The sequence below is a fragment of the Ralstonia sp. 1138 genome, from assembly GCF_040544795.1.
In the GTDB taxonomy this organism is placed as follows: Bacteria; Pseudomonadota; Gammaproteobacteria; order Burkholderiales; family Burkholderiaceae; genus Ralstonia; species Ralstonia flatus.
In genome coordinates, this window is record NZ_JBEPKQ010000002.1 from 732,651 (window position 1) to 757,321 (window position 24,671).

A 24,671-nucleotide genomic window follows, 5' to 3' on the forward strand; every position below is an offset into this window, starting at 1 on the left:
CATGTTTTGACCACAAACACCGTACAGGAGTACGACTACATCATCGTGGGCGCGGGCTCGGCTGGTTGCACGCTGGCTGCGCGCCTGACCGAAGACGCGGACGTGACCGTGCTGCTGCTCGAAGCCGGCGGCCCCGACCACCGCTGGGATTTCCGCACGCAGATGCCGGCGGCGCTGGCGTATCCCCTGCAAGGCACCACGTACAACTGGGCCTACGAAACCGAGCCCGAGCCGCACATGAACAACCGCCGCATGGCGCAAGGCCGCGGCAAGGGGCTGGGCGGGTCGTCGCTTATCAATGGCATGTGTTTCATTCGCGGCAACGCGATGGATTACGAGCGCTGGGCGAGCGATTTCAACTTGCCCGACTGGACGTATGCCGACTGCCTGCCTTACTTCCGCAAATCGGAAACGTATGACAAGGGCGCCAACGACTGGCACGGCGATTCGGGCCCGCTGCAGGTCACCACGCCCAAGCACGACAACAGCCTGCTGTTCCACGCCTTTATCGAAGCGGGTGAGCAAGCCGGTATTCCGGCCACGGACGATCTGAACGGCTATCGCCAGGAAGGCCTGGGCCCGATGGATCGCACCGTCACCGCCAAGGGCCGCCGCGCCAGCACATCGCTGTGCTATCTCGACGCGGCGCGCAAGCGGTCCACGCTGACGGTGCTGCCGCGCGTGCTGGCCGATCGCGTGATCTTCGATGGCACGCGTGCGGTCGGCGTCGAGGCGCTGATGGACGGCAACCGCGAAACATGGCGCGCGCGCCGCGAGGTGATCGTCGCCAGTGGCGCCATCGCTTCGCCGCAGTTGCTGCAGCGCTCGGGCGTGGGCAATGCCGACGAGCTGCGCGCCCTGGGCATCCACTCGGTGGCACATCTGCCCGGCGTGGGCGAGAACCTGCAGGACCACCTGGAGATGTACATCCAGTACGAGTGCCTGCGCCCGGTGTCGATCTACGAAAACACGCTTTGGTACAACAAGCCGAAGGTCGGGCTGGAGTGGTACATGCACGGCACCGGCCCCGGCGCCAGCAACCACTTCGAGGCGGGCGGGTTCATCCGCAGCGACGACAGCTTCGAATGGCCGAACATCCAGTACCACTTCCTGCCGCTGGCCGTGAACTACGACGGCAGCAACCCGGTGAAGATGCATGGGTTCCAGTGCCACGTGGGTTCGATGCGTTCGCCGTCCACCGGTTACGTGAAGCTCGCCTCGCGCGATCCGCGGGACAAGCCGCGCATCCTCTTCAACTACATGGCGCATGACGTGGATTGGCGTGAATTCCGCGCCGGTGTGCGCATCACGCGCGACATCATCGCGCAGCGTGCGTTCGACCAATACCGCGGTCGGGAGATCAGCCCGGGCCCGAGCGTACAGACCGACGCCGAGATCGACGCCTTCGTGCGGCAACACGCCGAGACTGCGCTGCATCCGTCCTGCACCTGCAAGATGGGTTCGGCCGACGATCCGATGGCCGTGGTCGACAACGAAGGCCGTGTGCATGGCTTGCAGGGTCTGCGCGTGGTGGATGCGTCGATCATGCCGCGCATCATCACCGGCAACCTCAACGCGCCGACGATCATGATGGCCGAGAAGATCGCCGACCGGATTCGCGGTGTGGCGCCGCTCGCCCGCTCGGATGCGGCGTTCTATGTGCACGGCAAATCGCCGCTGCAGGCGCCGGTCAAGCCGCTGGTTGCCAGTGAACTGGTGGCGGCCTGATGCGCTGGCGCAAGGTCACCGCAATGCTGGGCGGGGCGGCGGCGTGTGCAGCTGCGCTGCCCGCATTGGCGGACGAGGTGCCGGCGGGCGATGACAGACGCTGGTCGGCCAACGCATCGGTTGTCTCGCAATACGTGTCGCGCGGCCTGCGCCAGACATGGGGAAAACCTGCGCTCCAAGCGGGCGTCGACTACACATCGCCGAGCGGCTTTTATGCCGGCGTGTGGGGCGCGCAGGTCAGCGACCACGTCATCGCCGGTGCGCATGCCGAAATCGACACCTACCTCGGCTATGCCACCACCGTCGCGCACGGTGTCGAACTGACCACCGGGCTCTATCGCTACTGGTATCCCGGTGCCCGCTACGACAAGGCCGCTGGCGGCGGCCCCGCCACCGGCTACGACTACACGGAATGGATGGTCGGGGCCGGCTGGCGCGGCGTGTCGGTCAGGTTATGGACGACGCTGTCGAACTACTTCGGCTTCGATGGCAATTCGCTGGCGGACGGCATCGACCGCGGCAGCCGCGGCTCCACTTACGCCGAAGCCAACTGGGCCGTGCCCTTGCCGAACAACTTCACACTCGGGCTGCACGTCGGCCACGAGCATGTGCGCAACCACAGCGCATTCAGCTTTACCGATTACCGCGTTGAACTCTCGCGACCCATCAACAAGTTCGTGACGCTGTCTGCCGCTTTGACCGGCGCGGACGCATCCGCCTATGCCCACCAACTCTCCACCCGCAACGGCACGGATCGCATGACGCTCGGCCGACGCACCGTCGCCCTCAAGCTGACGGCGACGTACTGAGCGGCGGGCGACGGCGTTTTACCTGCAACCCTTTCTCCACAACCTCTGCTTTCACAGCACACACCATGGCCTCCCTGGGTTTTACCGACGTTGTCGGTCTGGTCGGCGTCGCCGCGTACGTCTCTGCACACTTTGGCGTGCAGGTCCTGCATAAGCCCCCGACCGGCGCATTTGCCGTTCGCCTCAATCTCCTTGGACCGATTTGCATCCTGATTTCGTTGATGGGCGCGTTCAATCTTGCGTCGTTCCTCACCCAGTTCTTCTGGCTGGCGTTGACGCTCATGGGCTGGTGGCGCACAAAGCAGGCGGGGCGGCCAGTGGCCGAGGTTCCAGGTGCACCGCGTCCGGGTCACCCTGCGCAGCAGTAGGTTGTCCGAGCAAGACCAAAACCGCGTCCACGTACGCGGTTTTTTTGGGTCTCTTATTGCCGATCTACCCCGTAAATATGGTCCAAAAGCCACTTTTTGCGGGGCATGGTCTCTTCTAATTGTTGATTTTTGGAGAACAGTATTTTCTTGGATCAGACATTTATTCATCGAAGGCAACGATCTATTCTGATCTCAAGCGCAACGAACTGAGCGCAACCGAATATCCAGACACATCAGGAGCCCATCATGAACACCCGTCTCGCAACCGCTTTCTCCCGCAACACACTGCTGGCCCTGGTGGCCACACTTTCCGCTTCCGCAGCGCTGCTGTCGGCCCAGCCGGCCGCCGCTGCCGTGCAGGGTCGCGCCGATCCGTACACGCAAGGCGCCGTCGCCAAGGCTGACCCCTACACGCAGGGTGCTGCCGCCAAGTACGACGTCTATACCCAAGGTGCGGACCGCCAAGCTGATACCTACGGCTATCTGTCGTGGAAGAACGATCGCTTCGATCCGTACACCCAAGGTGCCGTGGGCAAGGCTGACCCGTACACCGATGGCGCCATCGCCAAGGCCGATCCGTACACCGACGGCGCCGCTGCCAAGTACGACGTCTACACGCAGGGTGCCGACCGCCAGGCCGACACCTACGGCTATCTGTCGTGGAACGGCGATGCCTCGTATCCGAAGGACGCCGCTTCGCAAGCCTGATCCAGCCGCACCAAAGCAAAAGGGCCTTGGGTTCTACCCCAAGGCCCTTTTTGTTTCTGCGGCGTTCCGGCGGTAATCAGACCACGCCGGCTTCGTGTGCCTGCTGATCCGCGTGGTACGAACTGCGCACCATTGCCCCGACCGCGGCGTGCGTGAAGCCCATCTCGTATGCCTTCTCCTCGAACATCTTGAAGGTGTCCGGGTGCACATAGCGCAGCACCGGCAGATGGTGGCCCGACGGCGCCAGATACTGGCCGATGGTCAGCATGTCGATGTCGTGCTCGCGCATGTCGCGCATGACTTCCAGGATTTCCTCGTCCGTCTCGCCCAGGCCGACCATCAGGCCGGACTTGGTCGGCACGTTCGGGTTGCGCGCCTTGAAGTCCTTCAGCAGCTTCAGCGAGTGCGCGTAATCCGCACCCGGGCGCGCCTGCTTGTACAGGCGGGGCACCGTTTCGAGGTTGTGGTTCATCACGTCGGGCGGACATTCCTGGAGGATGTCCAGCGCCTTCTCCAGGCGGCCGCGGAAGTCCGGTACCAGCACTTCGATGCGCGTGGCCGGCGACAGGGCGCGCGTGCGCGAGATGCAATCGACGTAATGCTGGGCGCCGCCGTCACGCAGGTCGTCGCGGTCGACGCTGGTGATGACGACGTAGTTGAGCTTGAGTTCAGCGATCGTCTTGGCCAGGTTTTCCGGCTCGTTCACGTCGAGCGGGTCCGGGCGGCCGTGCCCGACATCGCAGAACGGGCAGCGGCGCGTGCACTTGTCGCCCATGATCATGAACGTGGCCGTGCCCTTGCCGAAGCACTCGCCGATGTTCGGGCAGCTGGCCTCTTCGCACACCGTCACGAGGTTGTTGGCGCGCAGGATGTCCTTGATTTCGTAGAAGCGCGAGTTGCCGGTGGCGGCGCGCACGCGAATCCAGTCCGGCTTCTTGAGCTTCTCGGCCGGCACGATCTTGATGGGGATGCGGGCGGTCTTGTCGAGCGACTTCTGCTTGGCCGTCGCGTCGTACGGCTTGTTCGACGGGGTGGCAGGGGTGGCGACTTCAGTGGCGCCGGCGGCGGAATCGGTCATCGTGTTCTCCGCACGGGCTTGCGGCTCGTGCATTTGCGGGCGCTATGCGGTAGCGGCCTCGGCGGGGTGCGCTTGCGCGCGTTGCTGCAATTGGGCGACCAGCGCATCAGCCAGGCCGCGGGAAACGGTTTGCCAGTCGTTCGCATCGACGGCGCGTCCGGACGCATCGCGGGCGCCGGCGGTCACCATATCGACGGTTTCCAGGCCGGCATAGCCACACGGGTTGATCTGCGTGAAGGGCGCCAGGTCCATCGCCAGATTCAGGCTCACGCCGTGGTAGCTGCAGCCGTTGCGGATCTTCAGGCCCAGCGCGGCGATCTTGGCGCCAGCATGCGGCCCGCTCGACAGGTAGATGCCGGGGGCGCCAGCCTTGCGTTCGGAGGCGACATTATACGTGGCGAGCGTCTCGATGACGGCCGCCTCAATGGCGTCGACCAGCGCTTTCACGAACAGCCCGCGGCGGCGTAAATCCAGCAAAAGGTAGGCAACGACTTGGCCGGGGCCGTGATAAGTGATCTGACCGCCACGGTCGACTTTTACCAGCGGGATGTTGCCCGGGGCCAACAGATGTGCCGGATCGCCCGCCAGGCCGAGCGTGAACACCGGCGGGTGTTCGACCAGCCAGATCGTGTCGGGCGTATCGGGGCCCCGCTGTGCGGTGAAGGTCTGCATTTCGTCGAAGCACGTGGCGTAGTCCTGCAGGCCGCGTTCGACGATGTCAATCGGAATCATGCCCGCGAGTGTAGCGCAGGGCCGCCGATGTCGCCGTGCGCCTTTGCCCGCTTCGGTTGCAGGGTCGGGCAAAAAAATGCCGGCGCGATGGGAGGCATCGGCGCCGGCATCGGCTTCTGCGGCAGAGGCCGCAAAAGGAGGCTTGAAACAGGTTTCGGGCTCAGGCGGCCACGATCGGTGTGTCGGCGTGTTCGTTCCAACCGAGCGCCGCGAGCGTGTGGCGCCAACCGTTCGCGACGTGCCACGGCTTGCGCGGCATGTGGCCGTCGGTGGCTTCCACGGCCAGTGCGACGGGGCCGAGGGCTTTCGGGTCGACCGAGACGACGATTTCTTCACCGCGCTTCACGGCAACGCTGCCGCCCGCGCGCAGCCATTCGTCGCCGGCTTTGTTCTCGTGCGTGATCCATACGTCGCGCCCCGAGGCTTCTTCGACGCGCACATTCTGGTTGGCCGGCATGCGCAGTGCCACCACCTCGCCGGGCTGCAGAGTGAATACAATTTTTGTTAGTACAGCTTTCATGATCGGCTCCTTCACGGCAGTGGGATGGGGCCTTGCCGTTGAAGGAAGTCTAGGCGCTTGGTTGCCTTGTACCAAACGATATATATTGCGTTTCTTGATAGTGCAGCTCACATAAAAACCACGCTGTGCTACGAAAATCCGGAGGGAACGATGACCGAAATCCGCGAACCGATGCGCTTGCCGTCACTTGGGGCCTTGCGGGTGTTCGAGGCGGCGGCGCGCTATGAGAGTTTTTCGCGTGCAGCGACGGAGCTGTTCGTCACGCACGGGGCTGTCAGCCACCAGATGCGCACCCTGGAAGACGAGCTGGGCGTGCCGCTGTTCGAGCGGCGCGGCAAGCGCGTCATGCTCACGCACGCGGGCCGCGCCTATGCCGATCGCGTGCGCGAGGCGCTCGACCAGATCGCCCAGGCCACGCACCAACTACGCGCCGGCAACCGCGACAACCGCTTGGCCATCAGCACGATGCCGTCGTTCGCCGCGCGCTGGCTGACGCCGCATATCGGCACCTTCATCGAGCGCCATCCCGAGCTGGAGGTGGAGCTGTTCTCCAGCCCTGCGCTGGTCGACTTTGCGCGCGAAGAGGTGGACGTGGCGCTGCGTATGGGTTCGGGCAACTATCCGGGCCTGTACGTGGAAAAGCTGCTCGACGACGTGTTCTTCCCGATCTGCAGCCCGTCGTTCAACGGCGGACGCTTGCCGCGCACACCCGCCGAGATGGCCGGCATGACCCTGCTGCGCAGCGAGGGCGAGGCATGGAAACCGTGGTTCGATGCTGCCGGCCTCGAGGGGTTTGTGGAGCCGCGCGGTGGGCTGATGTTCCAGGATTCGTCGTTGCTGCTGCAGGCGGCGGCAGCGGGGCAGGGTATTGCGCTGATCCGCCCGACGCTGGCCTTCAATGATTTGCTGACCGGTCGCGTGGTGCGCCTGTCCGAGACGACGATCCCGTGTCCGTGGAACTACTACTTCGTCTGTCCGCACAGCGCCCTGCAGACGCCCAAGATGCAGGCGTTTCGCGCGTGGCTGCTGCCCGAGATTGCGGCGTTCAAGCTTAAGCTGGCGGGGCTGATGAACGACAACGCGGTGTGCCGGGGGCACGTCTCGAAGGGCTGAGGCCCGGGCATCGAAAAAGCGCTCCGATAAACGCAAAACGCCCCGGCATGACCGGGGCGTTTTTTTATGCTGCGCGGCGCCGCAGAGGCGCGTTACAGCACGATTTTTACCATCGGATGGCTCGTCAGCGCCTGGTACAGCGCATCGAGCTGTTCGCGGCTCGTCGCGCGCACGGTCACGGTCAGGCCCAGATAGTTGCCGTTCGAAGACGGACGTTTTTCCAGGCGCCCTTCATGGAATTCGGGGTCGTGCAGACGGACGACTTCGACGATGGTCCGGGCAAAGTCGTCATGCATCGGCCCCATCACCTTGATGGGGAAATCGCTCGGGTACTCGATGAGCGACTGTTCGGGCGGAATGTGGTCCGGCGGGGGAGTGTGGGAGGAGGTCATGTCGAAGTAAATGGGGACGATTACTTCTTTTTAAACCACAGCTTGACCGCGTCGATGGTGCGGCCGATAAAGCCGGCTTCCGGCACCGCTTCGAGTGCCACCACCGGGAATTCCGACACCACGGTCGAGCCGTCCATCACCTTGACCGTGCCCAGTTGCTGGCCCTGGGCGATCGGGGCGATCAGCGGGTCCTTGCGCTCCAGCACCGGCTTCAGGCGCGCACCTGCGCCCTTGGGCACGGTGATCCACTTGTCTTGCGCCACGCCGAGTTTCACGCTCTTGGCCTGGCCCTTGTAGACGTCGGGCGTCTGCAGCGCTTCCTGGGCCTTGTACAGCCGCACGGTATCGAAGAACTGATAGCCGTAGTTCAGAACCTTCAGGCTTTCCTGCGTGCGGATGGCGTCGCTCTTGGTGCCGACGATGACCGACAGCAGGCGGCGGCTTGCACCCGGCACATCCGGCAGCGGGCGGTTGGCCGATGTGACGAGGCAGTAGCCGGCCGACTTGGTGTGGCCCGTCTTGCCGCCGTCGACGGTCGGATCAAGCCACAGCAGGCGGTTGCGGTTGGACTGCTTGATGTTGTTATAGGTGAAATCCTTCTGCGAGTAGAACTTGTAGTCCTGCGGGAAATCCTTGATCAGCGCCGCGGTCAGGATCGAAAGATCACGTGCGGTGGAGTAGTGATTCGGGTCGGGCAGGCCGGCGGCATTCATGAAGTGCGTGTTCTTCATGCCCAGGCGTTCGGCTTCGCGGTTCATCAGCATCACGAAGTTGGTCTCGGTGCCGCCCACCGCCTCGGCCAGCACGAGGGCCGCATCGTTGCCCGACTGGATGATCAGGCCTTGCGTCAGCTCACGCAGCGAGACGGGCTTGCCGGCTTCCAGGAACATGCGCGATTCGTCGGTCTTGACGGTGCGCACGGTTTCGGTGGGCGTGATCATCTGGTCGTACTTGAGCTTGCCGTCGCGCACGGCTTCGAAGACCAGGTAGGCCGTCATCAGCTTGGTGAGCGACGCGGGCTCGATGCGTTCGTCCATGTTGGCACCGCCAAGCACCTGGCCACTGGTCACGTCGGTCAGCATCCACGAGCGGGCCGCGACTTGGGGGGCCGGCACCGGCTGCGCCATGGCGGGCAGCGCGGTAGCCAGAACGGCGGCGGCCACGGCGGTTGCTGCGGCGGAATGGAAGGCGGAGGGCGTGAAATGGGCGAAGCGGGTCTGCATGTCGGGTCCTGCGGTCTGCTTGGAATTCAATGGCGCCGCCTGCCAGAAAAACGGGGGGAGGCGCGGCGTCCGGAAAGTCAACGGGTGGGTGTTACGGTTTTGGCGCCCAGGCGCCGGTAATGAGCTGCCGGATCAGATGCAGCTTGCGGTGGAAGAAATGGTCGGCGCCGGGGATGACGATCACGGGCAGCTCTTGCGGGCGCGCCCAGTTGAGCACATCGATGAGCGGCACGGTGTCGTCCTGTTCGCCGTGGATGATGATGGTGTCTGCCGGCACCGGCGCGACGTCCCAGCGCGAGGTGGCGGTGCCCACCAGCGCCAGGCGCTCCGCGGGTGTGCCGGCTTCGGTCAGGCGGCGCGCCACCTGAGAGACGACAAAGCTGCCGAACGAGAAACCGCCCAGCGCCAGCGGCAGCGTGGCCACATCGGCGGACCATTCGGTCTGTGTCCGCATCCAGTCGAGCACGGCCAGCATGTCGTCCTGCTCGCCGATGCCGTTGTCGTGCGTGCCTTCGGTCTTGCCCACACCGCGAAAATTCAGGCGCACCGTCGCATAGCCCAGGCCGACGAAGGTGCGTGCCAGCGTCTGCGCGACCTTGTTGTCCTTGGTGCCGCCGAACAGCGGATGCGGATGGCCGATCAGCGCCAGGCCGCGCGGTGCGCCGTCCGGCTGGTCGATCGAGAGGTCGATCTGCCCGACGGGGCCGGGAATCAGGCGTTCTTCGGTATGAACGTTCATGGAAACTGGAGAAACGGATGCGGTAAAGCGCAGGCTCACGCGTTGGCAGGGCGGTCGACCATCAACCGTTCAACGGGTTTGCCTTCGATCAGATGGCTTTGGATGATCTCGTCGATGTCTTCCTTGTCGACGAAGGTGTACCAGACGGCCTCGGGGTAGACCACCATGACCGGACCGAGTTCGCAGCGGTCCAGGCAGCCGGCCTTGTTGATGCGCACGCGGCCTTCACCGTTGATGCCGAGTTCCTTGCAGCGCTTCTTGGCGTATTCCTGCATGGCCTTGGCGCCAAAGTCGGCGCAGCAGCGCGAGCCGTCCTCGCGTTCGTTCAGGCAAAAGAAAACGTGGTGCTGGTAGTGGCTGCTCATGGGCGGACCGAGAAGGCTGGGAGGGCTGCGTGACGGTACGCGCGGCAGGACTCGGCTGGCTTTCCTGGCGTCGCGCACATATGTGGATTTGCGTAACGAGCCGGCATTATACGACCCCGGTGTCGCGCGCCCCTCCAACACGCGGGCTCCGCGCAACGCGCGATGCTGCGTCGCAACACGTTTTCCGGATGTCTGGACGCCCCTCTGCGCGGATTCCGGGATTGACGACGGCTGGGGCGGGTGCCATCGTAGTCACACCAAGCTGGTACAAGGGCTGGCGGGCCGCAGGCAGTGGAAATAGGCGTTGGCATAGCCCTTGCAATAACGACCGACCTGCTGCGGGAAACGCCGGACACATCAGCGTATCGAGGCAGGAGAGAGACCACACCAGGGCGGGTCGGACCGGGCCAGCAGTTGAGCGCACGGCCGGTCTGTGACACTCGAGGAAGACATGAAAAAACCGTTCTACAAAATCCTGTACGTACAGGTGCTGGCGGCGATCGTCATCGGCGTTCTGCTTGGCCATTACTCGCCCGCGCTTGCCGTCAAGATGAAGCCGCTGGGCGATGGCTTCATCCAACTGATCAAGATGGTGATCGGGCCGATCATCTTCTGTACCGTCGTCTCCGGCATTGCCGGCATGCGCGACATGAAGAAGGTGGGCCGCGTGGGCGGCAAGGCGCTGATCTACTTTGAGATTGTCTCGACCTTCGCGCTGGTGATCGGTCTGGCCGCGGGCCACATCTTCAACCCGGGCGCGGGCTTCAACGTCGACGTCAACACCATCGATGCCAAGGCGGTGGCCCAGTACGCCGCCAAGGCGCAGTCGGCCAGCACGGTCGACTTCCTGCTCAACATCATCCCGAGCACGGTGGTGGACGCCTTCGCCAAGGGCGACATCCTGCAGATCCTGCTGATCGCGCTGCTGTTCGGCGGTGCGCTTTCCGCCATGGGCGAGCGCGCGCAGATGGTGACGGATTTCATCGACCAGATCGCGCATGTGTTCTTCCGCATCGTGCACGTCATCACGCGCGTGGCCCCGCTCGGTGCCTTCGGCGCAATGGCCTTCACCATCGGCAAGTACGGCGTGGTGTCGCTGGTGCCGCTGCTCAAGCTGATCGGTACGTTCTACCTGACGGCCATCATCTTTGTGGTGGTTGTGCTCGGCATCATCGCGCGTCTGACGGGTTTCAACATCTTCCGCTTCGTGGCGTACATCAAGGAAGAACTGCTGATCGTGCTCGGCACCAGCTCGTCGGAATCGGCGCTGCCGCACCTGATGGAAAAGATGGAGAAGCTGGGCTGCTCGAAGTCGGTGGTGGGCCTGGTGGTTCCGACCGGTTATTCGTTCAACCTGGACGGCACCAACATCTACATGACGATGGCGGTGATCTTCATCTCGCAGGCGCTGAACATCGAGTTGACCTGGACGCAGCAACTGACCATCCTGGCCGTTGCCATGCTGACGTCGAAGGGCGCATCGGGCATCACCGGCGCGGGCTTCATCACGCTGGCCGCAACGCTGGCCGTGGTGCCGGATATTCCGGTGGCGGGCATGGTGCTGATTCTCGGTATCGACCGTTTCATGAGCGAATGCCGTGCCCTGACCAACATCACCGGCAACGGCGTGGCCTGCGTGGTGATCTCGGCCTGGGAACGTGAACTGGATCGCGCCAAGCTGGCGCGCGTGCTGTCGGGCGACCGCAGCGACGAGGGCGTGCCGGCCACCCCGGCAGCTTGATCCGTGGGTTCTGGCTGGCGCCTGCGGGCGCCGGCGCCTGAAAGCGCAAAGCGTATGATTGCGGGGCCTGTCCTTCCAGACGGCCCCGCTTCTTTTTTGGAATGCACCTCGTGAAGCACCTCGGCGACATGCCGACTGCCGGCACGGCGTTGGAAGGCACGGCACCACCCTCCGCCGCCCAGCTCCAGCCGATGTCCGATCCCGATTTCTCCCTGACCAGCGCCTCCGGCCCGCGACGCGGCTTCTGGTGGCTCGTTGCGCTCGGGCTCGTGGTGGTAATGGCCGTGGTGTGCGCGACCACCTTTGTGGTGGCGTGGAACCGGGGCCTCGCACAGGCCCAGCAGGCCGCCGGCGGTCGGGTCGATCGCTATGCCGCCAACCTCAAGAGCACGCTCGACCGCTACGAATACCTGCCGGCGCTGGTGGCGCTGCATCCGTTCATCCACGACCTGCTCGCCAATCCGACGCCTGCCAATGTCGACCGGGCGAACCGCTATCTGCGGGAAGTCAACGATCGCGCGCACGCGACCGCCACCTATGTGATCGCCCCCAGCGGCAAGGCGCTGGCCGCATCGAACTACAACCAGCCCGACAGCTTCGTCGGCGCCGAATATCTGTTCCGGCCGTATTTCCAGCAGGCGGCAGAAGGCCACGTCGGGCGCTTTTACGGCATTGGCATCACGCGTGAGGAGCCGGGCTATTACATCTCGCAGCCCGTCATGCAGGACGGCCGCGTGATCGGCGTCACGGTCGTCAAGCTGAACCTCGAATGGTTCGGCCGCGCCAGCCACGACGCGTCGGAGCCGGTGATGGTGGCCGACGAGAACGGCGTGATTTTCCTGTCATCCGTGCCCGCGTGGCAGTACCGCACGGTGGAACCTCTCACGTCGAAACTGCAGGCGCAGCTGGAGGCGACGCGCCAGTATTACCGCAAGCAGATCACGCCGCTGCCGTTGCAGCCCGAGGCGCCGGCCTTCCTGCGATTGACCGGGCGGTTGCCGGAAGGTGCAGAACTGATCCGCGTGGGCGAGCGCACGAACGCCACGCGCTATCTGCAGGTTTCGCGTGACCTGGTCGAGCCCGACTGGACGCTGATGTATCTCACGCCGGTGGAGCCCGTGATGGGCGCCGCGCGCAGCGCGACCGTGGCGGCGGCGTTTGCCTTCGCGTTTGCGTGCCTGCTGCTCTTCTACTGGCGGCAGCGGCGCCTGCGCATGATGGAGATGTTGCGTAGCCGCCGCCTGCTGGAAGCCGCATACGACCAGCTCGAACGCCGTGTGGAAGACCGCACCGCCGACCTGATGGCCACCAACGAACAACTGCAGCACGAGATCGTCGACCGCACGCGCGCCGAGGCCGAACTGCGCGCCACACAGGACGAACTCGTGCAGGCCAGCAAGCTTGCCGCGCTGGGCCAGATGGCCGCCGGCATCACGCACGAACTCAACCAGCCGCTGGCCGCGTTGCGCACGTTCTCCGATAACACGCGCATCCTGCTCGAACGCGGCCAGCACGGCGCGGCCACCGACAACCTGCAGGCGATTGCCGACCTGACCGAACGCATGGGCAAGATCACCGCGCAGCTCAAGCTGTTCGCGGGCCGCTCGCGGCGCAAGGTGGTCGATGTGCAGGTGCGTGTGGCGCTCGATCACACGCTCGCGCTGCTGCGTCCGCGCCTGGGCGACGTGTTGGTCGAACTGCACTGGCGCATCCCCGAGACGGAGGCCGTCGTTCGCGCGGATGAACTGAAGCTGGAGCAAGTGCTGATCAATCTGGTTGGCAATGCGCTCGACGCGATCAACGCCAATGAGCCGGCACGCGCCGGCCGCATCGACATCACGATCGGCCCCATCGAAGGAGCGCCCTCGCCGTCGAATCAGCTGTCCATTGCCGTGCGCGACAACGGCCCCGGCATTCCGCCCGACGCCATGCCGCATTTGTTCGAGCCGTTCTTCACCACCAAGGAAATCGGCCAGGGGCTGGGCCTGGGGCTGGCGATTTCCACCAGCATTGCGCGGGACTTTGGCGGCTCGCTGTCGGCTGCAAACGTGCCGGGCGGCGGCGCCCAATTTACGCTGACGCTGGTACGCGCCGACGTGACCTCCGCGGCCTCCCTCTGATCCGTTTTTCACACAGACACAAACCATGTCCGAAGGCTTGACCGTTCTTTTCATCGAAGACGACCCGCCTGTGCGCCAAGCCACCGCGCAGAGCCTGGAACTGGCGGGCTTCAACGTGCAGGCGTTCGGCAGCGCCGAAGAGGCCGTCGGCAAGATCGACGCGAACTTCCCCGGCGTCGTGGTGAGCGATCTGCGCCTGCCGGGCGCGAGCGGTCTGGACGTGCTCGCCCACTGCCAGTCGTTTGCCACGGGGATTCCCGTGGTGCTCGTCACCGGCCATGGCGACATCACGATGGCCGTGCAGGCGATGCGCGAAGGCGCGTTCGATTTCATCGAGAAGCCGTTTCCCGCCGAGCGTCTGACCGAGACCGTGCGCCGCGCGGTCGAACGCCGCGCGCTGGAGCTGGAGAACCGCGCACTGCGCCGTGAATTGGCGGGCCCGGCAGCCGGCACGCGCATCATCGGGCGCTCGCCTGCGATGGGCGCGGTGCGCGCGCTGATCGAAAACGTCGCGACCACCGATGCGCCGGTGCTCATCAACGGCGAGACCGGCACGGGCAAGGAACTGGTCGCGCGCAGTCTGCACATGCTGTCGCCGCGTCACGACAAGCCATTCATTGCGTTGAACTGCGGCGCGGTGCCCGAACAGATTTTCGAGAGCGAGATGTTCGGCCACGAAGCCGGCGCCTTCACCGGCGCGGGCAAGCGACGCATCGGCAAGCTCGAGCACGCTTCGGGCGGCACGCTGTTCCTTGACGAGATCGAAAGCATGCCGATCGCACTGCAGGTCAAGCTGCTGCGCGTGCTGCAGGAGGGCGCGCTGGAGCGGCTCGGCTCGAATGCCTCGGTGCGCATCGACGTGCGCATCGTCGCGGCCGCCAAGGGCGATATGGAGGCGCTGATCGAGGCGGGCGGTTTCCGGCGCGATCTGTATTACCGCCTGAACGTTGTCGCCATCGACCTGCCGCCGCTGCGTGAACGTCGCGAAGACATCATCCCGCTGTTCGAACATTTCCTGCTCGAAGCCGCCGTGCGCTATCAGCGGCCGCTGCCGATGCTCGCGGAGCGTCAGCGCCACGAGCTGATGCAGTCGAACTGGCCCGGCAATGTGCGCGAACTGCGCAACGCGGCCGATCGTCTGGTGCTTGGCGTGGGCCGCACGCCGGTCGTGTCGGATGCATCGGAAGACGGCATGCCGCTCAAGGAACGCGTCGAGCGTTACGAGCGCACGGTGATTGCCGAAACGCTGGCGCGCACCGGCGGCTCGGTGCATCAGGCGGCCGACATTCTGCAGGTCGGCCGCGCCACGCTGTATGACAAGATCAAGCGATACGGCCTTTAAGCCGGCACGCTCGTACGCAACACGCCCGGCATCGACCGGGCGTTTTCTTTTTCTTTTCGCGCTCAACCCAGAATCGGATGCGCATCCGCCACCGGATATCCGCGGTCATCGGTCGGAATCCGTTGCGTCTGAAACGCGATCAGCAGCGCCTGGAATTTGCCGTCGATTTCCACGATGACAGCACCGTCCTGCCGTGTGCCGTTCTCGCGCGAGTGGTCCTTCACACCCGGCGTATGCACCACCGGATTGCCCTGGTTCATATGCGTTTCGTGCAGCCCGTTGTGCTGCGGTTCGAACAGGAAGCCGAAGCCGTAGACCGTCACGTCGGTGCGCGGGGGCCAGCCTTTGCGGTCGTCATCGCCGGAACTGCCGTGGTAGACGTAGTCGATGGGCGCGGCAGTTCGGTCGAGGTCGAGCATGTCGTCAACGAGCGCGTTGATGTCGTTGTGCTCCGTCGCGGTATCCAGCGCGATCGGCCGCATGTTGGGGAAGTCGACCAGCCCGGCGTCGCGCACGTAATCCAGACGCGGGAAGCCGCTTTCGTGCAGGCCGGGGGCCAGCGCGGTGAAGTCGGCGGTAATCGGCAACTGCAGATCCGTCGTCCACTGATACAGCACGTGATAACCCGCGGCGCCTGCGCCCGGCATGCTCGAGTCGGATTTCACGTTGGCGAGCACCACGAATTCCGATCCGTCCGGCGCTTCCACCACGATCGCATAATGCGGATTGCCGTTGTAGCCCTCCAGATACGGCACACCGAATTTCAGCTTGCCCTTGAACATGCAGTAGTGATTGGCCATGCGCGCTCCATCGAACCTGGGATTGACGGACCGCCATTGCAGCAGGCCCGCGTGAACCTAGTGTGGAACGTGCGTTGCCCGGAAACAAAAACGCCCGGCATTCACCGGGCGTTTCGTTTGAATTGAGGCGTGGACGCTCAGGCCTGCTTGCCGAGCGTCTGCTTGAGCAGCGCGTCGAACGACGACCATTCCGGTTCACCCACGTAGCGCTTGAGGATGCGGCCGTCGCGGTCGACCAGGAACGTGGTCGGCGTGAGCTGCACGTCGCCGAAGGCCTTGGCGGCCGAGCCATCGGCATCCATCGCGACCTTGAAAGGCAATTGGCGCGTCTGGCTGAAGTTCATCACATACATTGGCGCGTCGTAGCTCATCGCCACGGCTACGTACTCCAGCCCTTCGCCTTTGTACTTGTTGTACGTCTGGACCATGTTGGGCATTTCCTTGACGCAGGTCGCGCAACTCGTGGCCCAGAAATTGACGAGATAGACCTTGCCCTTCAGGTCTTGCGTCGAAAGTTTTTGTCCATCCAGCAGCGTGAAGGTCGCCGCCGGGACCTGCTGCGACGGCGAAAACGCGCGCCAGCCGAACCAGCCGGCCACGGCCAGCACCAGCACGATCACGGGAAGCAGCCAGCGGCGCCCGCCTGAGGTGGCGCCAGATGCCGGGGCTGCGGAGGAAGTCAGGGTCGAGGCCATGTCGGCAACGGGATCCGGAAAGAAATCAGACGCCTATTGTAGGCCCGCCGTGCCACCGCCGCATGTGCGTCGCGTCAAACCGTCCGCAGTGCGCTGCGTGCATCACTTTCCGTTGCCGAGGGCGGCTTCGTACAGGATCAAATCCGCAGCCGAGAAGCAGCAAAAGGTGATCGTCTCCAGACGGCTGCCATGCGCGCGGGCGGCACGTACTGCAATCGGCGCGGCCAATTGCGGCGGGAAGCCATACACGCCGGTGCTGATGCACGGAAACGCGATGCTGCGTACCTCGTATTTGCACGCCAACTCCAGGCTGTTGCGGTAACACGCGGCAAGCAGCGCCGCCTCGTCCTGCCGGCCGCCGCGCCAGATCGGCCCGACCGTGTGGATGACGTAGCGCGCCGGCAGCGCGAAGCCCGGCGTGAGTTTGGCTTCACCGGTCCGGCAGCCATGGAGTGCGCGGCACGCCTCCAGCAATTCCGGCCCGGCCGCGCGGTGGATCGCGCCATCGACACCGCCCCCGCCCAGCAGCGAGCTGTTCGCAGCGTTGACGATGGCATCGCACTCGAGCGTGGTGATGTCGCCGCGCAGGGCACGCAGCGTGACGGACGGGGTTGGCATGGCGCGGTCCTTGACGGGGAAGGCGAGGGCGGGCGTCTCTGCTCGATAATAGGCGGCTCAGAATCGGACCGAACACTGACGGGAGGCGACGTGGCAGTCAAAGCGAGGGCAGGCTGGCGGATGGGGTTGGGTGCGTTGGCGTGCGCGCTGCTGATGGCCTGTTCGCCCAAGTACGACTGGCGCACGGTCCATTCCAGCGAGGGCGCCTACGCCGTGGATTACCCCGCCAAGCCCACCGCGGAAGCGCGCCCCATCGTCATCAACAGCCAGCGCATGCCGATGACCATGCAGGCCGCCAGCGTCGACGGCACGCTGTTCGCCATCGGTGTGGTGGAGCTGCCGGCGGACGATCCGGTCTGGCGCCAGCGCGCGGTGGAGGCGCTGCGTACCGGCTTGTCCACCAACCTGAAGGGCCCCGTGACCGCGCGCGACATCGCTGTGCAGACTGCCGCGCAGCCGCCGCTGTCTTTGCCGACGGTGGAGTTGATTGCGCAGGGTGCGGGCGGAGACGATCCCGCGCCGCGCCGGCTGACCGCCCGCGTGGTCGCCACGGGCAAGCACGCCTACCAGGCCGTCGTGCTGGAATCGGGCGATGCCGCTCGCGACACGCGCCAGCAGGAGCAGGTCGACCAGTTCCTCTCCAGCTTCCATCCGTATTAGGCCGTGGGCAGGACGAGGACGAGCACATCGGCCGCAGCCGGTGCACAATCGGCGTCTTCCGCTGTATCGCAACACGCTACACGTCCACCACATCACGGGGAACCATCATGACGTTGCAAGTCTGGCTGGCCTTTTTTCTGGCCGCTTGGGTCATCGCCATCTCGCCGGGGTCCGGCGCCATTCTCTGCATGAGCCACGGCCTGACGCACGGCGTGCGCCGCACGTCGGTCACGATTGCCGGGCTGGAACTGGGCATTGTTGTGATCCTTTTCATTGCGGGCGCGGGGCTGGGCGCGCTGTTGATTGCATCCGAGCACGCCTTCATGGCCATCAAGATCATCGGTGCGATGTACCTGATCTACCTGGGCATCGTGCAATGGCGCACGCCCATCCAGATCAACAAGCCGGCTGAGGGCGAGCCCGTGAAGGTTTCGGGCAACGGTGCGCGCCGCCGGTTCCTGGTCGGGTTGCTGACCAACCTGACGAACCCGAAGGGCATCCTGTTCATGGTGGCCGTGCTGCCGCAGTTCATCGATCCGGCCAAGCCGCTGCTTTCGCAGCTCGGCATCCTGGCGGCGACGATGGTGTTCGTCGACCTGATCGTCATGCACGGTTATGCGCTGCTGGCCTCGCGGGCGCAGCGCCTGTTCCGCAACCCGCGCGCGCTGCGCTGGCAGAGCCGCTTCTTCGGCGGCATGCTGATGAGCATTGGTGCGGCGCTGTTCTTCGTGAAGCGGCAGACCAACTGAGCCTTATCGCGCCAGCGGGGCGGGCTGCGTGCCGAGCCCCGCGCGCGCAATCAGCAGCGCGCCCACCGGCGCCGCCGCAAACAGCAGGAACAGCCAGCGCGACGCCACCCCCAGATCGGGCGACGGGCCGGCCGTGCCCAGCGTATTGAGCACGACGCCGCCCAGCGCTGCCCCCAACGCGGTCGCCACCAACTGCACCGTCACGATGGATGCCGACGCGCGGTCGTGGTCTTCCGCCGGCACCGCCGTCATGATGCGATTGGCCAGATGCGGCCACGCCACGCCCACGCCCAGCCCCACCAGCGTCAACGCGACGATGATGAGACCGGTCATCCACGCATCGCCCGCGCCCGTCGGCACCAGCATCGCCAGCACCAGCAGGCCCAGTGCGCACGCCCACGGCGCCGCTCCGATCACGCGCGTGGCGGACGATTCTCGCAGCGTGGCGCTCAGGATGGCACCGAGCGTCCAGCCCGCCGAGGCCGTCGCCGCGATGTAGCCGGCAATCAATGGGCTTTGCCCATGCAGCCGCTGCAGGAAGAGCGGCACGAAGATCTCCGTGCACGTGACCGTCACGGCCAGCAAGGCGGATACGCCGTAGAGTGCAGCGAGCGTCGTGCGGCCCGTGTACGCATCGGCCGGCAGGATGCGCCGCGATGAGCGCATCTCGACGTGGCGGATGGCCAGCATCGTGGCCGCTGCGGCGATCAGCCCGAGGGCGCCGAGCCACGGCGTAGCGCTGACGCTGCTCCACGATGCCGCGACCACGGCGACCGCCAGCAGCACGAGCTGGCGCCCCGGCACGGGCGTCGGTTGCTCGGCGTGCCCAGGCGCGGGTTTGAGCACCACCACGGCCGCCGCAGCCGCCAGGCCGATCAGCGCCACCAGAGACCAGAACGCCAACCGCCACGTCGCATACTGCGCAAACACGCCGCCGACGGCCGGCCCCAACAGCGTGGCAATGCCCCACATGCCAGAGAGCAGCGCCAGCGCGCGCGGCCACAGCGGCTCCGGCAGCACGGTGCGCATCAGCACATACGGCGCCGACAGCAGCACGCCACCACCGAGCCCCTGCAGTACGCGGCCAATCAGGAGCACCGGCATGGTGGGCGCCAGCGCGCACAGCGCCGAGCCACCGCCGAACACCGCCGCCCCCAGCAGGTAAGCGCCGCGCGGCCCCGCATGCTGGATCACCTGCGCAGCCACCGCCGCCCCTGTGATCGACGCGACGATGAACAGCGTCGTGTTCCACGCATAGAAGGCCACCCCGCCGATATCGTCGACCACGCTCGGCAGGATGGTCGTGGTCAGGTACAGATTGATGGCGTGCAACGCCACGCCGGCAGCCAGCACCAGCACGCGCAGCGCGTTGGCGCCGCGAAACAGGTCAAGCCACGAGGCTTCGTCTGCGTTGATCGACGTTGGACTCATCTTGCGCTCCAGCAAAGAGGTTCAGTGCCATCTCGAAGACGCGCGGTGGTGCCACGTTGTGACAGCCCGCTTGCATCCGCCGAATCCGTATCGCACTATCTTGGCGTCAAGATAAAAACGAGTTATCTCGACGTCAAGATAACCACCGCTGGAGGAAGGGAGAATGGACCGCGCTGCCCAAGCCGTCGAACAATGGAATCGCGAGCGCCCGGACTTAGACGTCAGCTCGATGCTGCTGCTCGGGCGCCTGGGCGAAGCGGCGCTCGTCATCGCGCGTGAACGGCTGAATCCGCTGTTTGCGGAGTACGGGCTGCAGCCCGGCGAGTTCGACGTGCTCGCCACCCTGCGCCGCAGCGGCGCCCCGTATGCGCTCACGCCCACCGCGCTGTACGACGCCGCGATGATGTCCTCGGGCGGCATGACCAATCGCATTGATCGTCTGCAGCAGGCCGGCTGGGTTGAACGTCGCCCGAATCCCGAGGATGGGCGCGGCACGCTCGTCGCGCTCACCAAGGCGGGGTTTGCGCTCATCGACGACGTTGTTGGCGCGCATGTGGCGAACCAGCGCGCCGTGCTTTCCGTGCTGACGGAGACGGAGCAGCGGCAGTTGGCAAAGCTGTTGGGGAAGCTGATCGAAGGGCAGCGTGTCGACGGAGGCTGATCCGTCCGGCTGCGTTAATCGGCCTTCACCCCACGCCGATACTGGATGGCCTCGCCCACATGCGCTGCATCGATCTGCTCGTCGCCCGCCAAGTCGGCAATCGTGCGGGCAAGTTTCAGCACGCGCGCATAGGCGCGGGCCGACCACGAAAAGCGCGTCATCGCGTGGCGCAGCAAGCCATCGGCCGCATCGGTGCGGCTGCAATGCAGATCGATTTCATGGCCGCCCAGCAAGGCATTGCGTTTGCCTTGTCGTGCGAGCTGTCGCGCGTGCGCGGCAGCGACACGCTCGGCCACGTCGACCGTCGGCTCACCTGGCGGCCCGTCGAGCAGCTCTTCCTGCGAGGGCGTCGGCACCTCGATCTGCACGTCGATGCGATCGAGTAGCGGTCCGGAGATGCGCGCCTGGTAACGCTCCACCTGATCCGGCGTGCAGCGGCACGCCCGCAGCGGATGGCCGCGATAGCCGCACGGGCACGGGTTCATTGCCGCGATCAGTTGGAAGCTGGCCGGAAAGTCGGTCTGATGCGCCGCACGCGAGATGGTGATGTGGCCGGTTTCCAGCGGCTCGCGCAGGACTTCGAGCACGCGGCGTTCGAACTCGGGAAGTTCATCGAGGAAAAGCACGCCCTGATGCGCCAGCGAGATTTCGCCCGGCCTGGGCGTATTGCCCCCGCCCACCATCGCCACAGCCGACGCCGTGTGATGTGGCGAGCGGAACGGGCGCACCTTCCAGCGTCGCGCATCGAAGCCCCGCGTGGTCAGGCTCATCACGGCGGCGGCGGAGAGCGCTTCGTCGTCGCTCATGTCCGGCAGCAAGCCCGGAAACCGCTGCGCCAGCATGGACTTGCCGGTTCCGGGCGGCCCGATCATCAGCATGGAGTGACCGCCGGCGGCCGCGACTTCCAGCGCCCGCCGCGCCTGCGGCTGGCCGCGCACGTCGGCCAGGTCGGGATAGCGGATGTCCGCGTCGACCGGCGCGGGCAGCGCTGGCGCGAGCTTGCGATCCGGCGCGCTCAGGTGGTCGCACACCTCGATGAGCGTGCGCGCGGGCAGGACCTTGGTGCCGCTGACGAGCGCAGCTTCAGCGGCGTTCTCGGCGGGCAGCACGAAAGCCCGCGCGAGCGGTGCGTCGCCATCGGCCGAAGCGGGGTTGCGCGACAGCGCATACGCCATCGCCAGCGCACCGCGAATCGGCCGCAGGTCGCCGGACAGCGACAGCTCGCCCGCAAACTCGTGCGCATCAAGATGCGTGTGCGGAATCTGCCGGCTCGCAGCGAGGATGCCCAGCGCGATAGCGAGGTCGAACCGGCCCGATTCTTTCGGAAGATCGGCCGGAGCGAGGTTGACGGTGATGCGCCGCGCCGGAAACTCGAAGCGGCTGTTCTGGATCGCTGCGCGCACGCGATCCTTGCTCTCCTTCACCTCGGTATCGGGCAGGCCGACGATGGTGAACGAGGGAAGGCCATTTGCCAGATGAACTTCCACCGAGACGGCCGGCGCATCGATGCCGGAGAGGGCGCGCGAACGCAGTACGGCGAGGCTCATTGCGCTGCCCTCCGGGAAAACTCACGAGCAAGACGGAGGGCGTGGCATCGGTGCATGGCGACAGGGCGTGACGGTTGCGGAACCCTCCACTGTGCCAGCCGCGTTGCGCTGCCATGGCCGCCGGCATCCAAATTTGACGATCGCGCCGGCATGAGAAACGGACAAAAAAAACCGGAGCGCTCGGCTCCGGCTTTGTTGTCGGCAGATCAGTTCAGGGGAAGGCCGGCATGGCCGTGTCTTCACCGCTGAAGTGGCCTTCGGGATGCGTCTTCTGCAGCAGCGCGCGAATCTCGCTGACGCGCGAGCGCGGCACATCGACCATCAGCAGGATCTGCCCATCCTCCACTGCCTGCTTGAACGGTTTCAGGCGGCTGTTCGGCACCGAACTGCCAATCATGCTGGAAGCCCACGCGCCAAACAGCGCTCCCACCACGGTGGTAATGCCGACCATGCCCCACTGCGGCCCCTCGCCGATGACGGGGAAGATGGCCGCCACGATGCCGGCCAGCACACCCGCACCGCCGCCGATCACCAACCCGTTCTGCGTTGCGTGGACGATGTCGGAGGTCTGGAGGATGTTGGCTTCGTGCAGGCCGGTGAGATCGATGCCGGGCTTGGAGACGAAGTGGATGTGGCGCTCGGTGATGCGCGCCAGCAGGAGGTCGTTCATCACGCGCCGGGCGCTGACGACGTCCGGCATCAGGAAATAGAGGCGATGCTGCATGATCTTCTCCTCAAGCGCGGCTGCGCGTGCGTCTTAAGGACGTTCTAGATCAGTTCGCCAGCCGCAACAAGGCGGCACATCGATCTTTTTCGCTGTGCGCCGCAGCAGGGGTGCGGCGGTCCGCACAGCGGCCCGGCGGATGCGCTCCCGGCGCAACACCGGGCGGGCGGTTTACTGATCTGCGGGGGCGGCAGACTTGAGCTGCGCTTCCAGGGCGGCAACGCGGGTTTCCAGTTCTTCCAGACGCGCACGGGTACGCGCCAGGACCTGCGATTGCACGTCGAATTCCTCGCGCGTGACCAGATCGAGCTTGGAGAAGCCCTGGGTCATCATCGCGCGGACGTTCTTCTCGATATCGGCTGCCGGCGAGTTGCGCAGCGCTTCGCTCACGCGGTTTTGGAAGTCGGAAAAGAGGTCGGTCGGTTTCATGTTGTTGGCTCCGTGGGTCGTGCTGTCTGCGCCAGGCCGGTGCATGCACCGCAACCGTGCGCGTGAATTGCTGTCTCGTGGTGCGAACGCCTGCCCCAGGCGCGTGGTTTCGGTGCTGCTGGCCGCGATGGTACCGGCTGAGCGTCGTGAACGGCACACCTTCCGTCAAATCTCGCTGCGATGCGGCATTGGCGTCGCCATACAAACGGGGACAGAACGGGCCGCCGCAGCTTCCGCGCCGGGTCCCGCGCGCAATCGCATCAGGCTGAAATCACTCTATCACATGGTTTTTATCGCGCCATGACGGCGGGGTCGGCCAAGGGCGAACCCGCTTGCGGCAACCGTTGGCGGGCCGCCGACGATGTCCCGCGGGACCCGTCCCCAATTTCCTCTGGTTTTGCGGTGCGGCGCAGCCCCCGTCGCAACCGAAGACGGCCTCCAGTCCGGCGACAACGACATGGCATGACAGTTGCAGAACTGGTGCGATTTTTTTTCCATTCCGTTGCGACTGTCTAAAGGGGGAGAGCCGTTATGAAGAAGTTTGCGTACGCAGCCAGTCTGGTACTGCTGACCGGTGCCGTTGCCGGTGTCAGCCAATCCGCCATCGCGCAATCCGCACCCGCGGCTGATGCACCCGCCGCCGCACCGGCGCCCGCGCCGGCCGCACTCACGGCCAACGTCACGCTGGCCAGCCAATACCGCTACCGCGGCATCATGCAGACCAACAACAAGCCGGCCATCCAGGGCGGTTTCGACTACGCCATTCCCGGCGGTGTGCTGCCTGAAGGCTTCTACGTCGGTAACTGGAACTCCTCGATCAGCTGGCTGAGCGATTCCAACTCGAACGTCTCCGCGCCGATCGAGATGGACTTCTACGCCGGCTACAAGACCGAGATCATCAAAGACGTGCCGATCGACGTGGGCGTGCTCCAGTACTACTACCCGGGCAGCTACCCCGACGGCTTCACGCGTCCGCACACCACCGAAGGCTATGCGCAGATCGGCTACGGCCCGGTCACGTTCAAGTATTCGCACGCGTTCTCGAACCTGTTCGGCACGCCCGATTCGCATCACAGCCAGTACTTCGACCTGTCGGGCAACTTCGACACCGGCTTCTGGGGCCTGACGCTGAACCTGCATGCCGGCTATCAGCAAGTGCCGCACCAGGCCGTGCGCGCCTCGTATGCCGACTGGAAGGTTGGCGTGACGAAAGACTTCGGCAACGGCTGGGCGGCATCGCTGGCCTACATCGATACGAATGCTGCGCGCGCGTTCTACACGAACACGCGCGGCAACTACATGGGCAAGGCAACGGCCCTGCTGTCGATCACCAAGACTTTCCAATAACGATGCGCGGCGGTGCTTCGGCGCCGCCGACC

Annotated in this window: 26 protein-coding genes; 12 read left to right on the plus strand and 14 right to left on the minus strand. The window is 65.3% G+C overall.

All coding sequences use genetic code 11. The features are described from left to right. Positions 1-6: 6 nt before the first annotated feature. From betA to ABIC76_RS11130, 4 genes are all read left to right on the plus strand, one after another. The gene (gene betA, locus ABIC76_RS11115; protein WP_354533999.1) at positions 7-1,728 is read left to right on the plus strand and encodes a choline dehydrogenase; all 1,722 of its coding nucleotides are present in this window, start codon (positions 7-9) and stop codon (positions 1,726-1,728) included. Continuing rightward, positions 1,728-2,537 (plus strand): TorF family putative porin, encoded by an 810-nt coding sequence (locus ABIC76_RS11120; protein WP_354534000.1) that lies wholly within the window; start codon positions 1,728-1,730, stop codon positions 2,535-2,537. Before betA ends, ABIC76_RS11120 begins: the two co-directional genes overlap by 1 nt. 65 nt (positions 2,538-2,602) lie before the next feature. Next, positions 2,603-2,905, plus strand: coding sequence for a CBU_0592 family membrane protein (locus ABIC76_RS11125; protein ID WP_102064400.1), 303 nt, complete (start codon positions 2,603-2,605; stop codon positions 2,903-2,905). 246 nt (positions 2,906-3,151) lie between these two features. Further along, complete coding sequence (locus ABIC76_RS11130; protein ID WP_354534001.1) at positions 3,152-3,613, plus strand: hypothetical protein; 462 nt, start codon at positions 3,152-3,154, stop codon at positions 3,611-3,613. Between the two features lie 76 nt (positions 3,614-3,689). On the opposite strand, the gene lipA is transcribed toward ABIC76_RS11130, so the two are convergent. From lipA to ABIC76_RS11145, 3 genes are all read right to left on the minus strand, one after another. Further along, complete coding sequence (gene lipA / locus ABIC76_RS11135) at positions 3,690-4,691, minus strand: lipoyl synthase (protein ID WP_004633801.1); 1,002 nt, start codon at positions 4,689-4,691, stop codon at positions 3,690-3,692. A 42-nt stretch (positions 4,692-4,733) separates the two neighbouring features. After that, complete coding sequence (lipB, locus tag ABIC76_RS11140) at positions 4,734-5,423, minus strand: lipoyl(octanoyl) transferase LipB (RefSeq protein WP_102064402.1); 690 nt, start codon at positions 5,421-5,423, stop codon at positions 4,734-4,736. A gap of 160 nt (positions 5,424-5,583) precedes the next feature. Then, entirely contained in the window at positions 5,584-5,943 is a 360-nt protein-coding gene (locus tag ABIC76_RS11145) for a DUF2917 domain-containing protein (protein WP_027678383.1), read from the minus strand. A 150-nt stretch (positions 5,944-6,093) separates the two neighbouring features. Between ABIC76_RS11145 and ABIC76_RS11150 the strand changes: the two genes are divergently transcribed. Continuing rightward, entirely contained in the window at positions 6,094-7,056 is a 963-nt protein-coding gene (locus tag ABIC76_RS11150; protein WP_354534002.1) for a transcriptional regulator GcvA, read from the plus strand. A gap of 92 nt (positions 7,057-7,148) precedes the next feature. Here the strand turns inward: ABIC76_RS11150 and ABIC76_RS11155 are convergent, their stop codons facing one another. From ABIC76_RS11155 to ABIC76_RS11170, 4 genes are all read right to left on the minus strand, one after another. Continuing rightward, positions 7,149-7,448, minus strand: coding sequence for a DUF493 family protein (locus ABIC76_RS11155; RefSeq protein ID WP_354534003.1), 300 nt, complete (start codon positions 7,446-7,448; stop codon positions 7,149-7,151). 20 nt (positions 7,449-7,468) lie between these two features. After that, complete coding sequence (locus ABIC76_RS11160; RefSeq protein WP_102064404.1) at positions 7,469-8,671, minus strand: D-alanyl-D-alanine carboxypeptidase family protein; 1,203 nt, start codon at positions 8,669-8,671, stop codon at positions 7,469-7,471. A 91-nt stretch (positions 8,672-8,762) separates the two neighbouring features. Continuing rightward, a complete protein-coding gene (locus ABIC76_RS11165) occupies positions 8,763-9,410 on the minus strand; it encodes an alpha/beta hydrolase (RefSeq protein WP_147214010.1) in 648 nt (215 codons plus the stop codon). Between the two features lie 35 nt (positions 9,411-9,445). Next, positions 9,446-9,775 (minus strand): (2Fe-2S) ferredoxin domain-containing protein, encoded by a 330-nt coding sequence (locus tag ABIC76_RS11170; RefSeq protein ID WP_027678378.1) that lies wholly within the window; start codon positions 9,773-9,775, stop codon positions 9,446-9,448. A 451-nt stretch (positions 9,776-10,226) separates the two neighbouring features. On the opposite strand from ABIC76_RS11170, the gene ABIC76_RS11175 reads away from it, so the two are divergent. From ABIC76_RS11175 to ABIC76_RS11185, 3 genes are all read left to right on the plus strand, one after another. After that, a complete protein-coding gene (locus tag ABIC76_RS11175; protein WP_102064406.1) occupies positions 10,227-11,516 on the plus strand; it encodes a dicarboxylate/amino acid:cation symporter in 1,290 nt (429 codons plus the stop codon). A gap of 101 nt (positions 11,517-11,617) precedes the next feature. Then, on the plus strand, positions 11,618-13,636 hold the full coding sequence (locus ABIC76_RS11180) for a sensor histidine kinase (protein ID WP_354534004.1): 2,019 nt from the start codon (positions 11,618-11,620) through the stop codon (positions 13,634-13,636). Positions 13,637-13,661: 25 nt separating this feature from the next. After that, positions 13,662-14,978 (plus strand): sigma-54-dependent transcriptional regulator, encoded by a 1,317-nt coding sequence (locus ABIC76_RS11185; RefSeq protein ID WP_354534005.1) that lies wholly within the window; start codon positions 13,662-13,664, stop codon positions 14,976-14,978. A gap of 62 nt (positions 14,979-15,040) precedes the next feature. Here ABIC76_RS11185 and ABIC76_RS11190 read toward each other — a convergent pair whose 3' ends face one another. From ABIC76_RS11190 to ABIC76_RS11200, 3 genes are all read right to left on the minus strand, one after another. After that, a complete protein-coding gene (locus ABIC76_RS11190) occupies positions 15,041-15,778 on the minus strand; it encodes a DUF2278 family protein (protein WP_354534006.1) in 738 nt (245 codons plus the stop codon). A 137-nt stretch (positions 15,779-15,915) separates the two neighbouring features. Further along, the gene (locus ABIC76_RS11195) at positions 15,916-16,473 is read right to left on the minus strand and encodes a TlpA disulfide reductase family protein (RefSeq protein ID WP_206273307.1); all 558 of its coding nucleotides are present in this window, start codon (positions 16,471-16,473) and stop codon (positions 15,916-15,918) included. A gap of 102 nt (positions 16,474-16,575) precedes the next feature. Next, entirely contained in the window at positions 16,576-17,091 is a 516-nt protein-coding gene (locus ABIC76_RS11200; RefSeq protein ID WP_102064411.1) for an O-acetyl-ADP-ribose deacetylase, read from the minus strand. Between the two features lie 90 nt (positions 17,092-17,181). Here ABIC76_RS11200 and ABIC76_RS11205 point away from each other — a divergent pair, with 90 nt between their 5' ends. Both ABIC76_RS11205 and ABIC76_RS11210 read left to right on the plus strand, forming a co-directional pair. After that, entirely contained in the window at positions 17,182-17,751 is a 570-nt protein-coding gene (locus ABIC76_RS11205; protein WP_354534007.1) for a hypothetical protein, read from the plus strand. A gap of 107 nt (positions 17,752-17,858) precedes the next feature. Next, complete coding sequence (locus ABIC76_RS11210) at positions 17,859-18,500, plus strand: LysE family transporter (protein WP_102064413.1); 642 nt, start codon at positions 17,859-17,861, stop codon at positions 18,498-18,500. A gap of 3 nt (positions 18,501-18,503) precedes the next feature. Here the strand turns inward: ABIC76_RS11210 and ABIC76_RS11215 are convergent, their stop codons facing one another. Beyond that, a complete protein-coding gene (locus tag ABIC76_RS11215; RefSeq protein ID WP_354534008.1) occupies positions 18,504-19,931 on the minus strand; it encodes an MFS transporter in 1,428 nt (475 codons plus the stop codon). A 163-nt stretch (positions 19,932-20,094) separates the two neighbouring features. Between ABIC76_RS11215 and ABIC76_RS11220 the strand changes: the two genes are divergently transcribed. Beyond that, positions 20,095-20,592, plus strand: a complete 498-nt coding sequence (locus tag ABIC76_RS11220) for a MarR family winged helix-turn-helix transcriptional regulator (protein WP_354534009.1) — start codon at positions 20,095-20,097, stop codon at positions 20,590-20,592. Positions 20,593-20,606: 14 nt separating this feature from the next. Here the strand turns inward: ABIC76_RS11220 and ABIC76_RS11225 are convergent, their stop codons facing one another. The 3 genes from ABIC76_RS11225 to ABIC76_RS11235 form a co-directional block, all read right to left on the minus strand. Beyond that, on the minus strand, positions 20,607-22,139 hold the full coding sequence (locus ABIC76_RS11225) for a YifB family Mg chelatase-like AAA ATPase (protein ID WP_354534011.1): 1,533 nt from the start codon (positions 22,137-22,139) through the stop codon (positions 20,607-20,609). Positions 22,140-22,350: 211 nt separating this feature from the next. Beyond that, complete coding sequence (locus ABIC76_RS11230) at positions 22,351-22,863, minus strand: hypothetical protein (RefSeq protein WP_027678366.1); 513 nt, start codon at positions 22,861-22,863, stop codon at positions 22,351-22,353. Between the two features lie 171 nt (positions 22,864-23,034). After that, positions 23,035-23,292 carry an accessory factor UbiK family protein gene (locus ABIC76_RS11235; protein ID WP_004637064.1) on the minus strand — a complete coding sequence of 86 codons (258 nt, stop codon included), beginning with the start codon at positions 23,290-23,292 and terminating at the stop codon, positions 23,035-23,037. Between the two features lie 531 nt (positions 23,293-23,823). On the opposite strand from ABIC76_RS11235, the gene ABIC76_RS11240 reads away from it, so the two are divergent. Continuing rightward, positions 23,824-24,639: a TorF family putative porin gene (locus tag ABIC76_RS11240; protein WP_027678365.1), complete on the plus strand. Its 816-nt coding sequence runs from the start codon at positions 23,824-23,826 to the stop codon at positions 24,637-24,639. The last annotated feature ends 32 nt before the right edge of the window (positions 24,640-24,671 follow it).